Source organism: Micromonospora sp. NPDC047707, from assembly GCF_040704235.1.
In the GTDB taxonomy this organism is placed as follows: domain Bacteria; phylum Actinomycetota; class Actinomycetes; order Mycobacteriales; family Micromonosporaceae; genus Micromonospora.
Genome location: NZ_JBEYSU010000041.1, coordinates 14,645 through 35,469, shown reverse-complemented (window position 1 = coordinate 35,469; position 20,825 = coordinate 14,645). Strand labels below are relative to the sequence as shown.

Sequence of the window (20,825 nt, the reverse complement as noted above, 5' to 3'; positions counted from 1 at the left end):
TCCAGAAGGCCCGGGGCCGGATCATCGTGGCCTCGTTCGCCTCGCACGTGCACCGGGTGCAGCAGGTCTTCGACTCCGCCGTCGAGCACGGCCCCGCCGACGTCCGCCCGTCAGGACACGGCGAATATGCCCGCCACGCCGAGGACCACCATCACCAACACGGCCACCAGCGCCCCCCGCTCGCCCTCGACCGCCTGCTCGCGGTACTCGGTCACGGAGTTCGTCGTCTCGCCGGGCATGGTGTGGCCTCCTCGGTTTTCGCGCCAAGATCGGTTGGGTATGCCGTGGGACGGCCTTCCGGTCGTGCCGGCGGGCCGGGGACCCTCGGCGGGGGTTTCCACCGACGTCGTCCGACTGGGGAGGGTGGGAAACGTGGTACCCCAGGAGTGGTTCCTCTCCGCAGGCGAACGCGCCAACCCGAGGTCAGAGTTACCCGTCTGGACCAGCGGAAACCTCGCCGAGCCGTTAATTCACGGTGCCGCCTACTTCGACCGGCTGGTGAACGAGGTGGAGACCCTGGAGGCCGGCGACCACCTCTTCTTCACCGACTGGCGGGGCGACCCCGACCAGCGCATGCGGCCGGGCGGCCCGACCGTGGCCCAACTCTTCGCGCGGGCCGCCCAGCGCGGGGTGATCGTCAAGGGGCTGATCTGGCGCTCGCACCTCGACGTGCTGGCGTACAGCGAGGAGGAGAACCGGAACCTCAGCGAGACGGTCAGCGCCGCCGGCGGCGAGGTGCTGCTCGACCAGCGGGTCCGCCGCGGCGGCTCGCACCACCAGAAGCTGGTGGTGCTGCGGCACCTCCGCTCTCCCGAACGCGACATCGCCTTCGCCGGGGGCATCGACCTGTGCCACAGCCGGCGCGACGACGCCGACCACCACGGCGACCCGCAGGCGGTCCGGATGTCCGCCCGGTACGGCGACCGCCCGCCGTGGCACGACGTGCAACTGGCCGTCCGTGGCCCGGTGGTCGGCGCCCTCGACACCACCTTCCGGGAACGGTGGACCGACCCGATGCCGCTGGACTCGGAGAACCCGCTCGCATACCTGCGGGACCGGCTGCGCGGCGCGGACCTGCGCCCCGACCCGCTGCCGGACCAGCCCCCGGACCCGCCGCCGTGCGGTCCCCACCACGTCCAGGTGTTGCGCACCTACCCGGCGGTGCGCCCGCGCTACTCGTTCGCGCCGGACGGCGAGCGCACGGTGGCCCGGGGTTACACCAAGGCCGTCCGCCGGGCCCGCCGCCTCATCTACCTGGAGGACCAGTACCTGTGGTCGACCGAGGTGGCGGAGCTCTTCGCGTGGGCGCTGCGGGAGCAGCCGGACCTGCACCTGATCGCCGTCGTCCCCCGATACCCCGATGTCGACGGCCGGCTGGCGCTGCCGCCGAACACCGTCGGCCGGGAGCAGGCCCTGTCGCTGTGCGAGAAGGCCGCGCCGGACCGGGTGCACGTCTTCGACCTGGAGAACCACGCCGGGACGCCGGTGTACGTCCACGCCAAGGTCTGCGTCGTCGACGACTTCTGGGCCAGCGTCGGCAGCGACAACTTCAACCGCCGTTCCTGGACGCACGACAGCGAACTGTCCTGCGCGGTGGTCGACGACACCCGCGACCACCGCGACCCGGTGGACCCCGCCGGCACCGGCGACGGGGCGCGGCTGTTCGCCCGGAACCTCCGGTTGCGGCTCCTGCGCGAGCACCTCGACCGGGACCCCGACGGTGGCGGGGACGCCGACCTGCTCGACCCGGCCGACGCGGTCGCTGCCGTCACGGCCGCCGCCGACGCGCTGCAACGGTGGTACGACGGCGGCCGGGTCGGCCCGCGCCCGCCGGGGCGGCTGCGGCCCCACCGGCCGGAGCGGCTGCCCTGGTACGTCCGGGCCTGGGCGTTGCCGGTGTACCGGCTGGTCTACGACCCCGACGGCAGGCCACTGCCGGCCCGGCGCGCCGGCACCTGGTGACCCGCGCCCACCCCGACCGGCTCGGGCTCGCCGACGTACTCGGTCAGCCCGCCCGGGTACGCGAACGACGCGCGGGGGGCGTAGAAGCCGAACCCGATGGTGAGCGGGTTCTCCGGGCGCAGCGCGTAGATCGGGTGCGCCGGGTCCAGGAACTCCACGGACTCCACGACGAACGGGGTGACCGGCTCGGCGACGTACGGGTAGACGGCGTTGAGCAGCCGCCCTCCGTGGGCGGTGAAGTAGCGGTGGTGCCCGCTGCTCACCATCTGCCCGGCCTCGCCGACCTGGCAACGCGCCCGGATCACCGGGACGCCGCCGATCATCGTCTCGGCCACGAGGAGGCCGTTCTCGCTGCCGATGGTGGTCCGTCCGAGGACGGCCGGGGCGCCGCGGGCGGCGGCGTACTCGCGGACCGGCTCGCTGGAGGTGATGTAGTGCGTCCACCAGCCGCCGGGGCTCTCCCCGCCGGGCGCATCCATCCCGACGAGCGAGACCCCGACGTACGTCAGCGTGTAGGCCCCGAAGCCGGACGTCTGGCTGGCGTCGTCGACGACGTACTGGTTCATGAAGACCTGCCGGTCCGGGCGGGGTCGCAGGCCGGCGGGCACCATCGCGGCAACCGCGTCGGGGTCCGCCGGGAGCCAGCTGAAGTAGAGCGTGCGGCTGTTCACCACGAGCTGGGGAGCGGACGGGTCGAGCACGTTGCCTCCGGTGCCACTGTTGTCACTGGTGACGCTACGACTGGTCCCGTGCATGGGACAACGACGGAAAGTCGACAGCAGGAGCCTCTCTGCTGAGCTGGGCCGACCACTCGGCGGCGGCGGCGGACCGACCGGTCGCCCCGGCCCGCATGTCCGGTCAGCGGCCGGTCGGACGAAGAAGCGGATGATCAGGCTCACAATCCGATGGGTTTCTGTCCGCTTAAACCCGGTTCATGATTGAAAGTAACTTAAGTACATCAGCCGTTCGGCTAGATTTCGGGGAGACGATCAGGCTAAGGTGACTTCCGAACGGACATCTGAAGCTAAACCTAAGCGTCACGTCTTTATCCGCGGACGAGGTGCAGGGAGGACCACCCATGACCGCGCCAACGATCAGCGAACACGCGACGAAGGCCGTACCGAGCTCCACCGAGAAGCTCGACCCGCGCGCGCTCACCGACAGCGCCGCCGACCTGCTCAACGCGATGGCCGCGCTGCCGGCCAACCACCCGTCCCGCGCCGCCCTGCGCGACAAGGCGATCGAGGCCTGGCTGCCGCTCGCCAACCACCTCGCGCACCGCTACAGCGGTCGCGGCGAGCCCACCGACGACCTGGCCCAGACCGCCGCGGTCGGGCTCATCAAGGCGATCGACAAGTTCGACCCGTCGCGCGGGGTCGACTTCGCGGGATACGCGATCCCCACCATCATCGGTGAGCTCAAGCGGCACTTCCGTGACCGCACGTGGGACATCCGGGTCCCCCGCCGCCTCCAGGAGCTGCGGCTGGCCATCTCCGACGCCAACAGCTCCCTGCTCCAGAGCCTTGGCCGCTCGCCGACCGTCGCCGACATCGCCGCCCACCTCAACATCACCGAGGAAGAGGTCCTGGAGGGCCTGGAGGGCGCCCGCGCCTACAACGCGGTGTCGCTGTCCACGCCGACCGGCGACGGCGACCGGGCCACCGAGTTGGGCGACCTGCTCGGCGGCGAGGACGGCGAGTTCGAGCTGGCGGAGCTGCGGGTCGCGCTCGGCCCGGCGCTGGCCACCCTCGACGAGCGCGAGCAGAAGATCCTCACCCTGCGCTTCTACGGCAACCTGACCCAGTCGCAGATCGCCGAGCAGATCGGCGTCTCCCAGATGCACGTGTCCCGGCTGCTGGCCCGGGCGCTGACCAAGCTGCGTGGGCAGCTGGACGGCACGTACTGAGCCGGCGGCGAGGACGGTGGCCGGGTCGGCGGGCCCGGCCACCGTCGCGTTAGGGCCCGCCGCAGCGGGCGTTAACAAGGGCCCCTTCTACAACGCCAGGCGTTAAGAAGGGGCCCTTCCTTTCACCTCAGCGGTTCGCGCCACATCGGCCAGAACGGGGTGCCGTCGGGCAGCCGGAACGGCTCACGCACCCGGTAGCCGTGCTTCGTGTACAGCTCGACGCCGATCTCACTCGCCGCCTCCAGGTAACCCGGGATCCCGTTGGCGTCCAGCCAGGCGTGGTGGTGCCGCAGCAGGGCGCTGCCCACCCCCTGGCCCTGACGGTCCGGCCGTACGGCCAGGAACGCCAGGTGGTGGTGGTCCGGGTGGGGGTGGTTCGCGGCGAACAGCTCGTCCAGGTGGGCGAAGCGCTCGGTCCACTCGCCGCACGCCGTGGCCAGCCGGGCGTCGTAGTCCTCCGGCGGTGGCGCCGGCTCCCCCACCGACGGGAACCAGACCGCGACGCCGGCCCGGTCGGCGGTGCCGAACACCAGGCCGTGCCGCATCGCGTGGTCGACCAGGATCTCGAACTGCCCGGCGAGAACCGGCTCCCGCTTGCTCTCGTCCGGCACCAGCCAGCGGGGCGCGTCGAGCACCAGGAACGCCTCCGCGATCCGCTCGGCGACCAGCCGGGTCTCCGCCGGGCCCAGGCGTTCGACCGCGAGGGCGCTCAACGCGCGACCTCCGCCCGCTCGGGCGTCTCCGGGCGCTCGGGCAGGATCGTCGCCGCGCTCTCCGCGCCGAGGCCGATCCGGGCGTACGTGTCGGGCCGGCTCGCCCGCAGCACCAGCGCCCACACCACGCCGACCAGCGCGGCGACCACGTACGCGATCGGAACCCCCCAGCGCAGCGCGTGGTCCGGGGCGACACCGAGCAGGTCGGCGAAGTTGACCACCGCGAGGGTGACGACGCCGGCCAGCGCCAGCGCGGCGAGCCCCGGTGCGACCGCCCGCCGCCACAGCGTCTCGTCCCCTCCGCCGCGGGCGAAGTAGGCGATCACCGCGACCGAGGTGGTGGCGATCAGCAGCAGGACACCGAAGCCGCCGCTGGTGCCGCCCCAGTAGAAGAGCTGCACGACGGGATCCCACCCGTTGACCGCGTACAGCAGGATGACGACGATGCCGAGGGCGCTCTGCGCGAGGGACGCCGCCCGGGGCGCCCCGGTCCGCGGCGAGGTCCGCCCGAAGACCGCCGGCAGCACCCGCTCCCGGCCGAGGGCGAAGGTGTAGCGGGCGGTGGTGTTGTGGAACGAGATCATCGCGGCCAGCACCGACGTCAGGAACAGCACCTGGCCGATGGTGGCGACGGTGTCGCCGAGGTGCTCCCCGGCCAGGTTGAAGATCAGCGCGACGCTCTGCTCGCCGGCCTGCTCGGCGATGCGGTCCGGCCCGACCGCGACCGTCATGCTCCACGACGAGAGCGCGTAGACGACCGCGATGATCGCGATGGACAGGTACGTGGCCATCGGCACCGTCCGGCGTGGATCCTTGCTCTCCTCGCTGAACACCACGGCCGACTCGAAACCGACGAAACCGAGGATCGCCAGCACCAGGACCGCGCCGACCCCCGGGACGAGGAGGTTGTCCGGGGCGAGCGCGGCGAAGCTGACCTGGCCGTCGGCGGGGTTGCCGAGCTGGCCCAGGTCGAACACGAGGATCACCGCGATCTCGGCGACCAGCAGGGCGGCGAGGACCAGGCCGTTGATGTCGACCCGCAGCAGGCCCAGGACCGCGACGATCGCCCAGGCGACCAGCGCCACCAGCCACCACGCCGCGGTGACGCCGAAGAGCCGGTCCAGCACCGGCTCCGCGGCCGCGCCGATGGCACCGTACAGGCCGACCTGGAGGGCGTTGTACGCGATCAGCGCCACCCAGGCGGCGCCGACGCCGGCCGGCCGGCCCAGCCCCCGGGACACGTACGCGTAGAACGCACCGGCGTTGGCGAGCCGGCGGGCCATCGCCACGTACCCGACCGAGAAGAGGGCGAGCACCGCGGCCACCGCGAGGAAGGCCACCGGGATGCCGAGGACGCCGATGACGCCGTATCCGGTGGTCACCACCCCGGCCACGACCGTCAGCGGCGCGGCGGCGGACAGGACGAAGAAGATCACCGACGGTACGCCGAGCCGCCCGCGGGCCAGCGCCTCGGAGACGTTGCTCGGTCGTTCGGTCGTTGCTGTGGAGGACATGCGCGGCTCCCGGTTCGAGGGGGGATGAGGGGTGTGCCGGGTCAGGGGACGCCGCGCAGCACCGCGGCGCCGACCGCGGCCTCGGTGTGCGCGACCAACTCCTTCAGCGGTGGTGGCAGGGCGGCCACGAGCGCGGAGAGCCGGTGGTGGGCCCGGGGGCCGGCGGACCACAGCACCTCGCGACTCAGGCCCGCGGCGGTGACGAGGCCGAGCAGCAGCGCGTCGGCGAGGGTCGGCGCGGGCTCCGACCGCTCCAGCAGCACCCGTAGCCGGGTGGCGGGCCAGGCCGCCGTGTTGGGGTCGAGCGGGACGTACGAGACGGTGGTGCGAAGCAACCGCCGGCTCTCCTGGCGGCGCAGCACACCCGCCCGCGCCAGCCGCTCGCCCACCGAGGTCGTGGCGCTCTGGGCGAGGAAGGTGAGCCAGGTGCGGACGGACTGGTGCTGGGACTCCCCGACGAGCTGGTCGAGGACGGTGTGGGCGAGGGCGTCCGCCGGCGGACGCCGGTTGACGATCGAGAGGAGGCCGGCGGAGACGGTGACGTGTCCGTGAAGGACGAGCTCCCCGAGCAGACCGCCGGCGAGCCCGAGGCCGGTGGCGGTCGGATGCAGCTTCGCCTTGCCCCGGATGTCGTTGTGAGCGATCAGGAAGAACTCGTCGGCGATGAGCAACCGGCCCCTCCCGTAGCATCGTCCACAGTGATCGCAACCGGGCAAGGATGCACCCGGCCGATGCGCAATGCAACTCCCGCTTTCGCCGGTTGCACTCCGTGTCCGCGCGACCTGCGGATCTTGTCGTGCCAGACTCGGAGGGTGACCGCGAGCCCGACCGTCCGCCGCCGCCGCATCGCCCGGGAACTCCGCCAGCTCCGCGAACGGGCCGGCATGACCCTGGATGTCGCCGCCCGGCAGCTGGACATGTCCAAGAGCAACCTGTCCCGCATCGAGAACGCCCAGATCGGCATCAAGCCGCGCGACGTGCGCGCCGCCCTGGCCCTGTACCAGGTGACCGGCGCGGACGCCGAGGCGCTGATCGACATCGCCCGCGGCGCCCAGCAGCGGGGCTGGTGGCAGAACTACAGCGACGTGCTGCCGGAGTGGTTCGAGTTCTACGTCGGACTGGAGGCGGAGGCGGCGACGCTGCGCACGTACGAGGCCGAGGCGGTGCCGGGCCTGCTCCAGACCGAGGCGTACGCGCGGGAGGTCTTCCGGCGCACCGCCGGCGAGGAGGGCCTCGAACGGAAGGTCGCCGCGCGCCTGCGCCGCCAGGAGGTGCTGCGCCGGGACGACCCCGTGGAGCTGTCGGTGGTGCTCAACGAGGCGGTGCTGTGCCGCCCGGTCGGCGGCCGCGCCGTGATGGCCGACCAGTTGGCGCACATCGCGAAGGTGGCTCAACTACCGAACGTCACCGTCCAGGTACTACCGTTCTCCGCTGGCGGGCACCCCGCGATGAGCGCGCCGTACGTCGTCCTGACGTTCGCCGACGCGGCCGACGCCGCCGTGGTCTACCTGGAGAATCTCACGACGGGCCTGGCTCTGGAGGAGGCCGGGCACGTCGCCGGGTATAGCCTGGTGCACGAGGAGCTGCGCCGGTTGGCGCTTCGTCCGGAGGCGTCCCAGGCACGTCTGACGGAGGCTTCTCGTAACTTTGCGTGACCGCCGAGGTGGCACGCCGACACGGACGAGAGGTACGCGATGACCGCGCTCGACGGGGCGAAGTGGCGCATCAGCAGCCGCAGTGTGGGTAACGGCAACTGCGTCGAGGTGGCCACGGTGGACGGTCGGATCGCGGTCCGGGACAGCAAGGACCGGCCGGGGCCGGTGCTGGCGTTCCCGCCGGCGGCCTGGCGGGCCTTCGTCTCCGGGGTCGACCGGGTACGCGCCGGCTGACACACCTTCGGGGGCCGGTGTCGACGCCCGCCGGCGTCCGGGTGCGAGACTGTCCCGTGCTCTCCGACGTCCCGCTCGACCTGCCGGTTCGCCCGGCGCTGCCGGCGCTCGTCGGGGCACTGCGTAGCACCGGCACCGGTGTGCTGGTGGCGCCGCCCGGCACCGGCAAGACGACCCTGGTGCCGCTCGCCGTGGCCGACGAGGTGTCCGGCCGGGTGCTGGTGGCCCAGCCGCGCCGGGTCGCCGCCCGCGCGGCCGCGCACCGGATGGCCGCGCTGCTCGGCGAGCAGGTGGGCGAGCGCATCGGGTACGCCGTGCGCGGGGAACGGCGGGCCGGCCCGGGTACCCGGGTCGAGGTGGTCACCACCGGGCTGCTGGTCCGCCGGCTGCACCGCGACCCGGAGCTGGCCGGCACCGACGCCGTCCTGCTCGACGAGATCCACGAACGCCACCTCGACGCCGACCTGGCGCTCGCCTTCGCGGTGGAGGCCCGCGCCGCGCTCCGCCCCGACCTGTGGTTGCTCGGCATGTCGGCGACCCCCGACACGGACCGGGTGGCCGCGCTGCTCGGCGGCGACGCGCCCGCGCCCGTGGTGCGGGCCTCCTCGGCCCTGCATCCGGTGACCCGGATCTGGGCCCCGCCGCCCCGACCGGTCGCCCCGCCCGGTGCCGGCCGGGTCGACCCGGCGCTGCTCGACCACGTCGCCGCCACGGTCCGGCGCGCGCTGCGCGAGCACGACGGTGACGTGCTGGTGTTCCTGCCCGGTGTGGGCGAGGTCGCCGCCGTGGCGGGCCGCCTCGCCGACCTGCGTCCCGGCGTGGAGGTGCGTTCGCTGCACGGCCGGCAGCGGGCGGCCGACCAGGACGCCGCCCTGCGTCCGTCACCGCGGCGACGGGTGGTGCTGGCGACCGCGGTGGCCGAGAGCAGCCTGACCGTCCCGGGCGTACGGGTGGTGGTCGACGCCGGGCTGGCCCGGGTGGCCCGGACGGACCTGGCCCGGGGGCTGGGCGCGCTGGTGACCGTGCCGGTGTCGCGGGCAACCGCCACGCAGCGCGCCGGGCGGGCCGGCCGGGAGGCGCCCGGTCACGTCTACCGCTGCTGGTCGGCGGCGACGCACGAACGGCTGGCCGCGCAGCCCGAGCCGGAGATCGCGACGGCCGACCTGACCGGGTTCGCACTCGACCTCGCCGCCTGGGGCGCGCCCGACGGCCGCGGGCTGGCGCTGCCCGATGCCCCGCCGCCCGCCGCCCTCACCGTGGCGCGGGACACCCTCACCACGCTCGGCGCGCTCGACCGGGACGGCCGGATCACCGACCGGGGCCGGACGATCGCCACGACCGGCGCCCACCCCCGGCTGGCCCGGGCGCTGCTCGACGGGGCGGTCCGGGTGGGCGCGGACCGGGCCGCCGAGATCGTCGCGCTGCTCGCCGAGGAGACCGTGGCCGGTCCCGGCGACGATCTGACCGCCGCGTGGCGCCGGCTCCGCACGGGCGCCGACGCCGCCGCCACGGCCCGCTGGCGAGCGGAGGTACGCCGCCTGCGCGCCGCCCTGCCGGCAGCCGCCAGGCCGACGGCGGGCGGGGCGGCGGCCCGTCGGGGCGACCACCTGCCCGACGATCTGGCGGCCGGTCTGGTGGTCGGTCTCGCCCACCCGGAGCGGCTGGCCCGGGCGCGACGGCCGGGCGGCTCGGCGTACCTGATGACCGGCGGGACCGCGGCGGAGCTGGCGCCCGGGTCGGCGCTGGCGGGGTCGGCGTGGCTGGCGGTCGCGGTGGCCGACCGCTCCCCCGGCGCGCCGGCCGCGCGGATCCGGCTGGCCGCCCCGGTGGACGAGGCCACCGCCCGGGAGGCGGGCGGGCCGCTGCTGGCCACGGCGCGCGAGGTGGCCTGGTCGGGAACGGACGTGGTGGCCCGCGAGGTGGTCCGGCTGGGTGCGCTCGACCTGGTCGAGCGCCCGCTGGCCCGCCCCGACCCGCAGGAGGTGGCCACCGCCCTGCTGGACGGGCTGCGCCGCACCGGCCTGGACCTGCTGACCTGGACGCCGGCGGCACGGGCCCTGCGCGAGCGGCTGGCCTTCTGCCGCGCCGCGCTCGGGGACGAGTGGCCCGCCGTGGACGACGACGCGCTGCTCGGCGCCGCGCCGGTCTGGCTCGGGCCGGAGCTGGCCACCGCCCGCCGCCGGGCCGACCTGGCCCGGGTCGACGTCACCGCCGCGCTGCGCCGGCTGCTTCCCTGGCCGCTCGCCGGCCGCCTCGACGAGCTGGCACCGGAGCGGATCGCCGTGCCGAGCGGCTCGCGGGTGCGGGTCGACTACACCGACCCGGCGGCTCCGGTGCTGGCGGTGAAGCTCCAGGAGACGTTCGGCTGGCGGGAGGCGCCCCGGGTCGCCGGTGGGCGCGTACCGGTGCTGCTGCACCTGCTCTCCCCGGCCGGGCGGCCGGTCGCGGTCACCGGCGACCTGGCGTCCTTCTGGCGGTCCGGCTATCCGCAGGTGCGGGCGGAGCTGCGCGGGCGCTACCCGCGCCACCCGTGGCCGGAGGACCCGACGGCGGCCGAACCGACCCGGCACACCACCCCGCGGCGACGCTGACGGGTCACTCCTCCACCACGTCGGCGACGATGACGGTGACGTTGTCCGGGCCGCCGGCGTGCAGCGCCAGGTCGATCAGCTTGCGGCCGCACTCGGCCCGGTCCGGGTACCCGCCGAGCACCTCGGCGAGGGTGTCGGGCCGGACCACGTTGGACAGGCCGTCGCTGCAGAGCAGCCAACGGTCCCCGGCCCAGGGCACCATCGTGGCGTACGTCGGGGAGACCTCGTCGCCCTGTAACGCCTGCGTGACGACCGCCCGCCGGGGGTGGCTGCTCGCCTGGTCCGGGGTGATCACGCCCTGGTCGACGAGCATCTGCACGAACGTGTCGTCCCGGGTGATCTGCTTGAGCACGCCCTCCCGGAAGAGGTAGGCCCGCGAGTCGCCGACGTGGGCGAGCGCCAGGCAGCTGCCCGTCCGGGCGAACAGGAGCGCGGTCAGCGTGGTCCCCATGCCCTGCCGCTCCGGGTCCTCGCTGACGGCCTGCCGGATCCGGGCGGTGGTCAGCTGGATGCCGCTCTGCAACGCGGCGACCAGCGCGTCCTCCGGAGTCTCCGCGTCCAGCGGACCGACCGAGTTGATCGCGATGGCGCTGGCCAGGTCGCCGGCCGCCATGCCGCCCATCCCGTCGGCGACGGCGACGAGCCAGGTGCCGGCGTAGAGCGCGTCCTGGTTCCCGCTGCGGATCAGCCCACGGTCGCTCGTGCCGAACGAACGCAGCTTCAGGGTCATGGGAGGCAGCCTGCCAGGCCGAGGGTGCCGTTGTCTCTAGGAGATCGGGACCACCGGCGTGGCGCGTCGAATCTCACGTCCGCCGGTCCGTTCGGCTCATCAAGCCGGATCGATTGACAAGGGGTGCCGGGCGCTGGAAACATCGGCCAAGAGCTGGGAGCGCTCCCAGTTTCACCGCCGCCCGCACCGTCCCGTCCCGGAGGGAAGTCCCGTGACGCCATCCCGACGCCGCCTCGCCCTGCTCGCCGCGGCGGCCACCGTGGCGCTGACCGGCGCCGCCGCCGGTCCCGCCCAGGCCGAACCACCACCCGACGCCCCCGAACAGATCGACAACGGCGACTTCAGCGCCGGCGTGTCACCCTGGTTCTCGTACGGCACCGGCGCGCTCGGCGTCACCGACGGCCGGCTCTGCACCACCGTCCCCGGCGGTCTGGCCAACCCGTGGGACGCCGGCATCGGCCAGGACGGCGTGCCGCTGGTCGCCGGCGCCGAGTACACGCTCGGGTTCGACGTCTCCGCCACGCCCGGCACGGCGGTCAAGGCCGTCCTGCAACTGGGCAGCGCCCCCTACACCACGTACGCCAGCGTGGACGCCACCGCGACCGGCACCCCCGCCCGGGTGCAGAAGACGTTCACCGTGTCGGACGAGAACCCCGCCGCCCAGCTGATCTTCCAGGTCGGCGGCAGCGCCGCCGAACAGACCGTCTGCCTCGACAACGTCTCGCTGCGCGGCGGGAACCCGCCCGAGCCGTACGTGCCGGACACCGGGCCCCGCGTCCGCGTCAACCAGGTCGGCTACCTGCCCGGCGGGCCGAAGCACGCCGCGCTCGTCACCGACACCGCCGAAACGCTGCCGTGGCAGCTCCGCGCCGCCTCCGGCGACGTGGTGGCCAGCGGCGACACCACCCCACGCGGGGTCGACGCCGCCTCCGGGCAGAACGTGCACACGATCGACTTCTCCGCGTACCGGGCGCCGACCGCCGGCCTGACGCTGACCGCCGACGGGGAGACCAGCCACCCGTTCGACGTCTCGGGCGCCCTGTACGACCGGCACCGCTCCGACGCCGTCCAGTTCTTCTACGCCCAGCGCAGCGGCATCGCCATCGACGGCGACCTGCTCGGCGAGGAGTACGCCCGCCCCGCCGGGCACGTCGGTGTCGCCCCGAACCAGGGCGACACCGAGGTGCCCTGCCAGCCGGGCGTCTGCGACTACACCCTCGACGTGCGCGGCGGCTGGTACGACGCCGGCGACCACGGCAAGTACGTGGTCAACGGCGGTATCGCCACGTACCAGCTGCTGAGCACGTTCGAGCGGACCAAGACGGCGGCCACCGCGGACGGCGGCGCGGCGCTCGGCGACAACACCCTGCGGGTGCCGGAGCGCGGCAACGGGGTGCCCGACATCCTCGACGAGGCCCGCTGGGAGCTGGAGTTCCTGCTGCGCATGCAGGTCCCGGCCGGGAAGCCGCTCGCCGGGATGGCCCACCACAAGATCCACGACCGGCAGTGGACCGGGTTGCCGCTGCAACCCCAGGACGACCCGCAGCCGCGCGAGCTGCACCCGCCGTCGACCGCGGCCACCCTCAACCTGGCCGCCGTCGCCGCGCAGTGCGCGCGCCTCTTCGCCCCGTACGACGCGGCCTTCGCGGGCCGCTGCCTCACGGCCGCGAAGACGGCCTACGCCGCCGCCGTGGCCAACCCCGACCGGTACGCGAGCCCGACCGACAGCACCGGCGGCGGGGCGTACGACGACACCGACGTCACCGACGAGTTCTACTGGGCCGCGGCCGAGCTGTACCTGACCACCGGCGCGGCGGCGTACCTGGCCGACGTGACCGCGTCCCCGCACCACACCGGGGACGTGTTCGACGCCCGTGGCTTCGGCTGGCAGGGGGTGGCCGCACTCGGCCGGCTCGACCTGGCCACCGTGCCGAGCGGGCTGCCGGCAGCCGAACGGTCCCGGATCCGCGCCTCGGTCACCGCCGCCGCCGACGCCCACCTCGCCGAGATCGGCCGGCAGGCGTACGGGCTGCCGCTGCCCGGGGATGCCGGAAGCTACTTCTGGGGCGGCAACAGCAACGTCGTCAACAACGCCGTCGTGCTGGCGACCGCGTTCGACCTGACCGGCGACACCACCTACCGCGACGGCGCGGTGCAGGCGATGGACTACATCCTCGGCCGCAACGCGCTCAACATCTCGTACGTGACCGGGTGGGGCGAGCACGCGGCGGAGAACCAGCACAGCCGGATCTTCGCCCACCAGCTCGACCCGGACCTGCCGAAGCCGCCCGTCGGCTCCCTCGCCGGCGGGCCGAACGCCGCCCTGCAGGACCCGTTCGCCGCGCAGCTGCTCGCCGGCTGCAAGCCGATGTTCTGCTACGTCGACGACATCAACTCGTACGCCACGAACGAGGTCGCGATCAACTGGAACTCGGCGCTGACCTGGATCGCGTCGTTCCTGGCCGACCAGGGCGACGCCGGTGCGGTGCCGCCGGCGAGCTGCGCGGTCACGTACACCACGCACGGCAGCTGGCCGGGCGGGTTCACCACCCAGGTGACCGTCCGCAACACCGGCACAGCGGCGGTCGACGGCTGGCGCCTCCGGTTCGCCTTCACCGTCGACCAGAAGGTCGGCCATGCCTGGTCGGCGAAGGTCACCCAGTCCGGGGCGACGGTCACGGCGACGGACCAGTCGTGGAACGCGCGGATCAAGCCGGGCGGCTCGGTGACCTTCGGCTTCAACGGCAGCACCGGCGGCGGCGCCAACCCGACGCCGGGCCTGTTCACCCTGAACGGCAGACCCTGCACGTCCTGACCCCGGCGGCGGGGTGCGGGCCCGGGCGGCCAGCACCCGCAAGATCCGCGCAACGTCACGGAAAGTGCTGTCTCCTCGGCCTGGGAGGCAGCACTTTCCGTGAACGTGCCGCCTCCTCCGTGCGGCCCGGAGTCGTCGTCACCGGCTGCGACCACCCACGAGCTCACCGCTCCCCGACGAGCGACTTCACGAAGACCTGCTCGGTCTTGACCGTGCGGAACCCACGCCCCCGGTAGAAGGCGTGTGCCGCGTTCCGTTCGCTGCCGGAGAGCACCTGCGCGGCCGTGAGCCCCCGGTCGCGCGCCCACTCCTCGACGGCGACCAGCAGCGAGCCGCCCTCACCGGCCCCCCGCCGGTCAGCGGCGACGACCAGGCCGACGATCTCGAGCCGGTCACCGTGCACCAGGCTCGTGCCGTGCCGGGCGTGCAGCCAGCCGGTCACCCGCTCCCCCTCGACCGACACGAGCACGACATGCCCGGGCGGCAGGGTGGCGAGCCGGCGGTGGACCTCGCCGGTCTCCGCCGGGTAGCCGAGTTCGCCGATCAGGGCGGTGACCGCCGGCGCGTCGTCGGGTCGCGCCGTACGAACCTCGGGCGTCATCGTTCCTCCGCTGTGACCGGTGTCGCGTCCGCCGGGCACCCTACCCCGGACAGACGGGACCTACGGTCGGTCCATGGCGATCGACGGTGGGGCGACGGCAGCGTCCCGCCGGCGCCGCACCCGCCGTGGTGGCCGTGCTGGACGCGCTCCTGGTCTCCGGCAACCTGGCCGTCCGCGCCGCCCTGATCGCCGCCGTGGCCGGGCCGGACGGGCGGGTACAGGCCTTCGCCACACTGCGCGCGATGGCGAACGTGGGGATCGCGGTCGGCGCCGCGCTGGCCGGGCTCGCGCTCGCGGCGGACACCCCGGCGGGTACGACCTGCTGGTGGTCGGCAACGCCGCCACGTACCTGCCCTCCGCGGCGCTGCTCATGCGGCTGCCCGCCTTCCCGCCGAGGCCGGTGACCGGGCCGCGACGGCCGGGACGGCCCCTGCGCGACCTGCCCTTCCTCGCGGTGAGCGGGGCGTCGGCGGTGTTGTCCCTGCACTGGGTGGTGCTCACCCTGGTGCTGCCGTTGTGGGTGGTCGGGGCGCACCGCCGGTCACGGTGTCGGCGGTGCTGCTGGTGAACACCGTGCTCACCGTGCTGCTGGCGGTACGGCTCGGCCGGGGCGTGAACCAGGCCGGTCCGGCGGCGACCAGGATGCGTCACGCCGGGCTCGTGCTGGCGGCGACCACGCCGCTGTACGCCGCCACGGCCGGCCTGCCCCCTGCCGTTGGCGGTGGGGCTGCTGCTGACCACCACCGTCGGGTACACGATCGGGGACCTGTGGCACGGCACGGCCGGTGCCGGGCTCGCCTACGACCTCGCGGCGCCGGACGCGGTCGGGGCCAACCAGGGCGTGGACGGCCTGCTCTCCGGGCTGGCCCGCGCGATCGGTCCGGCCCTGCTGACGGTCGTGGTGCTCGGCGGCGGCACGGCCGGCTGGTTGGGCCTGGGTGTGCTGTTCGCGGTCACCGGTCTCGCCGTGCCGGCGCTGACCCGGCGCGCCCTCGCCGATCGCCGCGCGCCCGCGACGCCCGGCCCCGCACCACCCTGACCGCGTTCCCCCTCACTCCCATTCGCCGACGAAGAGCGGCGCGACGGGGCGCTCCCGGCGCCCGATCCGCAGATCCCCGAAGATCGTGCTCCGCTCCGCCCGCTCGACCTCCGCGTCCAGGTCGATCCGCAGCTCCTCGGAGGCGTCGTGGGCGGCGCCGATCAGCACGATCTCGGTCCCCGGGTGGTCGAGGAAACCGGGCGGGTCGACCGGGGCGAACCGGCGGCCGTGGAACCGGCGTCGCAGCGCGGCGGGCAGCGTGGCCTTCCGGGCGCCGCGCAGGCCCACCCCGGGCGGCGAGGGCGCCTCGGGGTTCTTCACCGTGACGATGTAGCTCGCCTCCGGCTCGATGCTGAGTTCGTGCTGTGCCGCGCCGGGACGCAACGGCAGCTCCAGCTGGTACGCGAGGTGGGTGTGGTCGTCGTGCCGGGCGATGACGTACGCGCCCTCCGCCACCGGCCGGGCCGGCGGCTGCTCCCGTTCGCCGCGGGTCCTCGTCCGGTACTCCCGCGCCCGGAGGGTCCCGTGCAGTTGCTCGGGCCGGTCCACCACCTCGTCGACGAACGCCCAGAACCGGTCGTGCTCGTCGATGTCCGGCAGCCGCTTGCGCCCGACCACCAGCAGCCGCAGGTGCCGCCCCTGCCACGGATGCATGATCACCAACAGCCGCTGCACCTCGGCCAGGGAGTCGACGTGCTCCTCCTGCACGCGCGGGCGGTAGAGGAAGTAGATGTCCCCGTCCTCGAGCAGTTCGGCCATTGGCGGCGCGTACCCGAAAAAGTCGCTGTCCCACCGATCGTCGCAAACGGCCGGACGCGCCAGATCCTGGACGTTCGCCGGCACCTCCAAGGGCCGGTTCCGGCACGGACACGCGTGCAGCAGGATGGACCCGTGACCGATGATCTCTCCTTGCGGCCCGGCGGCCCGGCGGACGCCAACGCCGTGCTGCGGTTGCTCGACGACGCGACCGCCTGGCTGGTCGCCCGGGGGCGCACCGGCCAGTGGGGCAGCGAACCCGCGTCGACCGACCCCCGCCGCACGGCCCAGGCCGACGCGTGGGCGAACGGCGGCGGGCTGTGGCTGGCGCAGCTCGGCCAGCGCCCCGTCGGCGCGCTGGTCGTCGGCTCGGCCACCGACTACGTGCCACCCGCCACGGAACCGGAGCTGTACGTGAACCTGCTGGTCACCGACCGTGCGCACGCCGGGCACGGGATCGGTGGCCGGCTGCTCGCGCACGCGGCGGACCTGGCCCGCGAGCGTGGCGTCGACCTGCTGCGGGTCGACTGCTACGCCGGGAGCGACGGCGCGCTGGTGCGCTGGTACGAGCGGCAGGGCTTCACCCGCACCGAGCCGTTCACCGTCAAGCGGCCGGGCCGGGCGCCCTGGCCGGGTCAGGTCCTGGCGCGGCGGCTGGGCTGAGTCGGCCGGTCTCCTCGTCGACGAAGCACCACCGCTCAGCCGGCGGTACGCAGCTTCGGCAGCACCTCCGCGCCGAAGGCGTCGATGAACGCCCGCTGTTCCTGTCCCACGTGGTGCAGGGCGATCTGGTCGAAGCCGAGATCGACGTACTCCGCCAGCCAGCCGACGTGCCGGCCCAGGTCGGCGGAGACGTTGACGACCTCGTGCACCTTGGCCATCGGCACGTCGGCGGACACCACGTCGAAGTGGTCCACCATCTCCAGGTCCCAGCAGACCGGCGGGGCGAACACGTTGCTGCGCCACTGGTGGTACGCGATCGCCTCGGCCTCGGCCTGCTCGGGCGCCCAGCTGACGTGCACCTGGAGGTGCAGGGGACCGCGCCCGCCGGCGTCCCGGTACGCGTCGATCATGCGCCGCAGGTGGTCGGCCGGCGCGTTGACGGTGATCAGCCCGTCGGCCCACTCCGCGCACCAGCGCGCGGTCTCGACGCTGACCGCCGCGCCGACCAGCGCCGGGGGCTCCTCCGGCCGGGTCCACAACCGCGCCCGGTCCACCCGGACCAGGCCATCGTGGCTGACCTCCTCGCCGGCGAGCAGCGCGCGGATCACGTCGACGCATTCGCGCAGCCGCGCGGCGCGGACGTCCTTGCGCGGCCAACCGTCGCCGGTGATGTGCTCGTTGCTCGCCTCGCCGGTGCCGAGGGCGGCCCAGAACCGACCCGGGTACATGGCGGCGAGGGTGCCGACGGCCTGGGCGATGATGGCCGGGTGGTACCGCTGGCCGGGCGCGTTGACCACGCCGAAGGACAGGTTGGTGGCCTGGAGGGCGGCGCCGAGCCAGGACCAGGCGAACCCGGAGTGGCCCTGGCGGGCGCTCCACGGGGAGAAGTGGTCCGAGGACATCGCCGCGCCGAACCCGGCCCGCTCGGCGTGGACCACCGCGTCCAGGAGGGCGCGGGGGTGGATCTGCTCGTGGGACGCGTGGAACCCGAACACCGTCATGTCGTCGTTCCCTACCCACCGCCGGGCGGCGGTAAGCAAGGGCCCCTTGTTAACGACTGGTTTTGTACAAGGGGCCCTTTTAACGCGTCACTCGGCGTGGGCGCCCGCCGAGGCGGTGCTCCCGCCCTCGCCGCCCACCCACACCGTCTTGATGTTGCAGAACTCGCGCATGCCCAGCGCCGACAGCTCCCGCCCATAGCCGGAGTTCTTCACGCCGCCGAACGGCAGGTCGGGGAACGAGGTGGTCATGCCGTTGACGAAGACGTTGCCGGCGTCCAGGTCGACCGCGAACCGCTCCTGCTCACGCGGGTCCCGCGTCCAGGCGTTGGAGCCCAGGCCGAAGGAGGTGCCGTTGGCGACCTCGATCGCCTCCTCGTACGAGGACACGCGGAAGAGGCCGGCGACCGGCCCGAAGACCTCCTCGGTCCACATGCGCATCTCCGGCGTCAGGTCGGTGACCACGGTCGGCGGGTAGTACCAGCCCTCCCCCGCCGGCTTCTCGCCGCCGCAGAGGACCGTCGCGCCCCGGTCGACGGCGTCGCGGACCTGCGCGTCGATCTCGTCGCGGCCGCCCTCGCTGGCCAGCGGACCGACGTCGGTGGCGTCGTCCATCGGGTCGCCGACCTTCAGGGCGGACATCCGCGCCGCGAACCGCTCGGCGAAGGCGTCGAACACGTCGGTGTGGACGATGAAGCGCTTCGCGGCGATGCAGGACTGGCCGTTGTTCTGGCAGCGTGCGGTGGTGGCGACGTCGGCGGCCCGGTCCAGGTCGGCCGAGGGCATCACCACGAACGGGTCGCTGCCGCCGAGTTCCAGTACGGTCTTCTTCAGCTCCCGGCCGGCGATCTGCGCGATCGAGCGGCCGGCGCGCTCGCTGCCGGTGAGCGTGGCGGCCCGCACCCGGGGGTCGCTGAGGATCGTGTCGACGGCCTCGGAGCCGACCAGCAGCGCCGTGAACGCCCCCTCGGGGAAGCCGGCGCGACGGAACAGGTCCTCCAGCAGCAGGGCGGTCTGCGGCACGTTGGAGGCGTGCTTGAGCAGGCCGGTGTTGCCGGCCATCAACGCCGGGGCGGCGAAGCGCATCACCTGCCACAGCGGGAAGTTCCACGGCATGACCGCGAGGACCGGCCCGATCGGCTGGTACCGGACGAACGCCCGCGCCGCCTGCACGGCCTTCGCGTCGGCGGGCTCGTCGGCGAGGAACTCGGCCGCCTTCGCGGCGTAGAAGCGGCAGGCGGTCGCGCACTTGGTCACCTCGGCCTGCGCCGCGGCGTACGTCTTGCCCATCTCCGTGGTCATCAGCCGCGCGGTCTCGTCCCGCTCGGCCTCCAGCAGGTCGGCGGCGGCGGTGAGCCACCGGCCGCGCTGCTCGACGGTGGTGTCGCGCAACTGCCGGTACGCGAGGTCCGCCCGCCCGATCGCGGCGTCGACCTGCTCGGCCGACATCGCGTCGTACGTCTTGAGCGTCTGTCCGGTGGCGGGATTGACGGTGGCGATGGGCATCTCGTACTCCTGTCACTCGAACAGCGAGTGCCGCGCGCCCGGCTCCTCCCGGCGGCGCGCGGCACGACGGCGCTGGATGATCACCAGGTCGACGACGGCGACCACGGCGAAGATCGCGCAGAGGACGCCCAGCCACACCACCTCGGCCCGGAACGCCAGCACGGCGAAGATCGCCATGGTGACCAGGCCGAAGCCGGCGAGCAGGAGGCGGAGGTTGAGCGCACTGTAGGCGTGGCCGACCGTGCCACGGGCGCGCCGGGGCTGCGATCTCGTCATCACCCCGACCTACCCGCCCACACCGCGCTTAACCCGCGCGCCCCGGCGTTTCCGGGGGATGGCGTCCCCACCGCCGGGTATTCCGTGCCGGGCCCGGCGGTCCCGTGGGCCCCGTCACCGGCCTCGTGGGTTGCGTTACACCACCCCCTCGTGACCGGGCCGGCCCGGGCGACGGCAGGGAGCATGGAGGGCATGACCATGACCCACGCGATGCCGGTGACCGTCGCGGTCGCGCGACGCACCGACCCCGCCCGCACCGACGAGATGGTGGCGTGGATGCGCGCCGGTACCGCGCTCGCCGAGGCGTTTCCCGGCTTCCTCGGCGCCGGATGGGTCCGGAGCGCGCCCGGGTCCGGCGAGTGGCACATGCTCTACCGGTTCGCCGACCACGAGACGCTGCGCCGCTGGGAGGAGTCGCCGCAGCGGCACTGGTGGCTGGCTTCCGCGCAGGGCATCGTCGAGCACACCCGGGTCGAACGGCGAACGGGGATCGAGGGCTGGTTCGAGCCGCCGCGGGAGCACGTCGTCGAGCCGGTGAGCGCGGAGCCGACCGTCCCCCCGCCGTCGCCGCCGCGCTGGAAGCAGGCGGTCACGATCTGGTTGGCGTTCTTTCCGCTCAGCCTCACCGCGACGCTGCTGACCAGCTCGTTCATCCCGGGTGTCCCGCTGGCGGTACGCGTACTGATCATGACCTTGACGTTGACGCCGCTGATGACGTACCTGGTGCTGCCGCGGATCACCCGGGCGCTCGGCTGGTGGCTGCACGGGCAGCGGGCACCCCGGCGCATACCACGCTGAGCGGGACGGCGGCAGCGCTCTGCCGCATACCCGACACCATCGGATGACCCCAGCGGACCACGCATAGA

The 20,825-nt window shown here is 73.9% G+C and carries 21 protein-coding genes; 10 read left to right on the top strand and 11 right to left on the bottom strand.

Features of this window, described 5'->3' with window-relative positions:
• Positions 1-110 precede the first annotated feature (110 nt).
• Positions 111-239 carry a hypothetical protein gene (locus tag AB0873_RS28285; protein WP_272948774.1) on the bottom strand — a complete coding sequence of 43 codons (129 nt, stop codon included), beginning with the start codon at positions 237-239 and terminating at the stop codon, positions 111-113.
• A gap of 133 nt (positions 240-372) precedes the next feature.
• On the opposite strand from AB0873_RS28285, the gene AB0873_RS28280 reads away from it, so the two are divergent.
• Entirely contained in the window at positions 373-1,962 is a 1,590-nt protein-coding gene (locus AB0873_RS28280) for a phospholipase D-like domain-containing protein (protein WP_366603468.1), read from the top strand.
• Here the strand turns inward: AB0873_RS28280 and AB0873_RS28275 are convergent.
• The gene (locus AB0873_RS28275) at positions 1,911-2,663 is read right to left on the bottom strand and encodes a hypothetical protein (protein ID WP_366603466.1); all 753 of its coding nucleotides are present in this window, start codon (positions 2,661-2,663) and stop codon (positions 1,911-1,913) included. The genes AB0873_RS28280 and AB0873_RS28275 overlap by 52 nt on opposite strands.
• A 377-nt stretch (positions 2,664-3,040) precedes the next feature.
• On the opposite strand from AB0873_RS28275, the gene AB0873_RS28270 reads away from it, so the two are divergent.
• Positions 3,041-3,868: a SigB/SigF/SigG family RNA polymerase sigma factor gene (locus AB0873_RS28270; protein ID WP_366603464.1), complete on the top strand. Its 828-nt coding sequence runs from the start codon at positions 3,041-3,043 to the stop codon at positions 3,866-3,868.
• A 122-nt stretch (positions 3,869-3,990) separates the two neighbouring features.
• Here AB0873_RS28270 and AB0873_RS28265 read toward each other — a convergent pair whose 3' ends face one another.
• Genes AB0873_RS28265 through AB0873_RS28255 form a run of 3 tightly spaced genes read right to left on the bottom strand, consistent with a single transcriptional unit; the run spans position 3,991 to position 6,766 of the window.
• Entirely contained in the window at positions 3,991-4,581 is a 591-nt protein-coding gene (locus tag AB0873_RS28265; RefSeq protein WP_155332881.1) for an N-acetyltransferase, read from the bottom strand.
• Positions 4,578-6,095 (bottom strand): APC family permease, encoded by a 1,518-nt coding sequence (locus AB0873_RS28260; protein ID WP_155332882.1) that lies wholly within the window; start codon positions 6,093-6,095, stop codon positions 4,578-4,580. The genes AB0873_RS28265 and AB0873_RS28260 overlap by 4 nt, the downstream gene beginning before the upstream one ends.
• A gap of 41 nt (positions 6,096-6,136) precedes the next feature.
• On the bottom strand, positions 6,137-6,766 hold the full coding sequence (locus AB0873_RS28255) for a GPP34 family phosphoprotein (RefSeq protein ID WP_366603462.1): 630 nt from the start codon (positions 6,764-6,766) through the stop codon (positions 6,137-6,139).
• Positions 6,767-6,907: 141 nt separating this feature from the next.
• Here AB0873_RS28255 and AB0873_RS28250 point away from each other — a divergent pair, with 141 nt between their 5' ends.
• From AB0873_RS28250 to hrpB, 3 genes are read left to right on the top strand one after another with little or no spacing between them, the layout of a single operon-like run.
• Positions 6,908-7,750: a helix-turn-helix transcriptional regulator gene (locus AB0873_RS28250; protein ID WP_155332884.1), complete on the top strand. Its 843-nt coding sequence runs from the start codon at positions 6,908-6,910 to the stop codon at positions 7,748-7,750.
• 39 nt (positions 7,751-7,789) lie between these two features.
• Complete coding sequence (locus AB0873_RS28245) at positions 7,790-7,984, top strand: DUF397 domain-containing protein (protein ID WP_155332885.1); 195 nt, start codon at positions 7,790-7,792, stop codon at positions 7,982-7,984.
• Positions 7,985-8,040: 56 nt separating this feature from the next.
• On the top strand, positions 8,041-10,575 hold the full coding sequence (gene hrpB / locus AB0873_RS28240; protein WP_366603460.1) for an ATP-dependent helicase HrpB: 2,535 nt from the start codon (positions 8,041-8,043) through the stop codon (positions 10,573-10,575).
• Between the two features lie 4 nt (positions 10,576-10,579).
• Here hrpB and AB0873_RS28235 read toward each other — a convergent pair whose 3' ends face one another.
• Positions 10,580-11,305: a protein phosphatase 2C domain-containing protein gene (locus AB0873_RS28235; protein ID WP_155332887.1), complete on the bottom strand. Its 726-nt coding sequence runs from the start codon at positions 11,303-11,305 to the stop codon at positions 10,580-10,582.
• A gap of 211 nt (positions 11,306-11,516) precedes the next feature.
• On the opposite strand from AB0873_RS28235, the gene AB0873_RS28230 reads away from it, so the two are divergent.
• A complete protein-coding gene (locus AB0873_RS28230; RefSeq protein ID WP_366603458.1) occupies positions 11,517-14,120 on the top strand; it encodes a glycoside hydrolase family 9 protein in 2,604 nt (867 codons plus the stop codon).
• A 163-nt stretch (positions 14,121-14,283) separates the two neighbouring features.
• On the opposite strand, the gene AB0873_RS28225 is transcribed toward AB0873_RS28230, so the two are convergent.
• The gene (locus AB0873_RS28225) at positions 14,284-14,721 is read right to left on the bottom strand and encodes a GNAT family N-acetyltransferase (RefSeq protein ID WP_366603456.1); all 438 of its coding nucleotides are present in this window, start codon (positions 14,719-14,721) and stop codon (positions 14,284-14,286) included.
• 325 nt (positions 14,722-15,046) lie between these two features.
• Here AB0873_RS28225 and AB0873_RS28220 point away from each other — a divergent pair, with 325 nt between their 5' ends.
• Positions 15,047-15,289 carry a hypothetical protein gene (locus AB0873_RS28220; protein ID WP_366603453.1) on the top strand — a complete coding sequence of 81 codons (243 nt, stop codon included), beginning with the start codon at positions 15,047-15,049 and terminating at the stop codon, positions 15,287-15,289.
• A 153-nt stretch (positions 15,290-15,442) separates the two neighbouring features.
• Complete coding sequence (locus AB0873_RS28215) at positions 15,443-15,760, top strand: hypothetical protein (protein ID WP_366603451.1); 318 nt, start codon at positions 15,443-15,445, stop codon at positions 15,758-15,760.
• 12 nt (positions 15,761-15,772) lie between these two features.
• On the opposite strand, the gene AB0873_RS28210 is transcribed toward AB0873_RS28215, so the two are convergent.
• The gene (locus AB0873_RS28210; RefSeq protein WP_155332891.1) at positions 15,773-16,519 is read right to left on the bottom strand and encodes a hypothetical protein; all 747 of its coding nucleotides are present in this window, start codon (positions 16,517-16,519) and stop codon (positions 15,773-15,775) included.
• A gap of 132 nt (positions 16,520-16,651) precedes the next feature.
• Here AB0873_RS28210 and AB0873_RS28205 point away from each other — a divergent pair, with 132 nt between their 5' ends.
• Positions 16,652-17,179, top strand: coding sequence for a GNAT family N-acetyltransferase (locus AB0873_RS28205; RefSeq protein WP_366603449.1), 528 nt, complete (start codon positions 16,652-16,654; stop codon positions 17,177-17,179).
• Between the two features lie 35 nt (positions 17,180-17,214).
• On the opposite strand, the gene AB0873_RS28200 is transcribed toward AB0873_RS28205, so the two are convergent.
• The 3 genes from AB0873_RS28200 to AB0873_RS28190 all read right to left on the bottom strand — a co-directional run bounded on the left by AB0873_RS28200 (position 17,215) and on the right by AB0873_RS28190 (position 19,959).
• Positions 17,215-18,180 carry a TIGR03885 family FMN-dependent LLM class oxidoreductase gene (locus AB0873_RS28200; protein ID WP_366603448.1) on the bottom strand — a complete coding sequence of 322 codons (966 nt, stop codon included), beginning with the start codon at positions 18,178-18,180 and terminating at the stop codon, positions 17,215-17,217.
• Between the two features lie 87 nt (positions 18,181-18,267).
• Positions 18,268-19,683 (bottom strand): NADP-dependent succinic semialdehyde dehydrogenase, encoded by a 1,416-nt coding sequence (locus AB0873_RS28195; protein WP_366603447.1) that lies wholly within the window; start codon positions 19,681-19,683, stop codon positions 18,268-18,270.
• Positions 19,684-19,695: 12 nt separating this feature from the next.
• Entirely contained in the window at positions 19,696-19,959 is a 264-nt protein-coding gene (locus tag AB0873_RS28190) for a DUF6343 family protein (protein WP_366603446.1), read from the bottom strand.
• Positions 19,960-20,151: 192 nt separating this feature from the next.
• On the opposite strand from AB0873_RS28190, the gene AB0873_RS28185 reads away from it, so the two are divergent.
• The gene (locus AB0873_RS28185; RefSeq protein WP_366603445.1) at positions 20,152-20,757 is read left to right on the top strand and encodes an antibiotic biosynthesis monooxygenase; all 606 of its coding nucleotides are present in this window, start codon (positions 20,152-20,154) and stop codon (positions 20,755-20,757) included.
• The last annotated feature ends 68 nt before the right edge of the window (positions 20,758-20,825 follow it).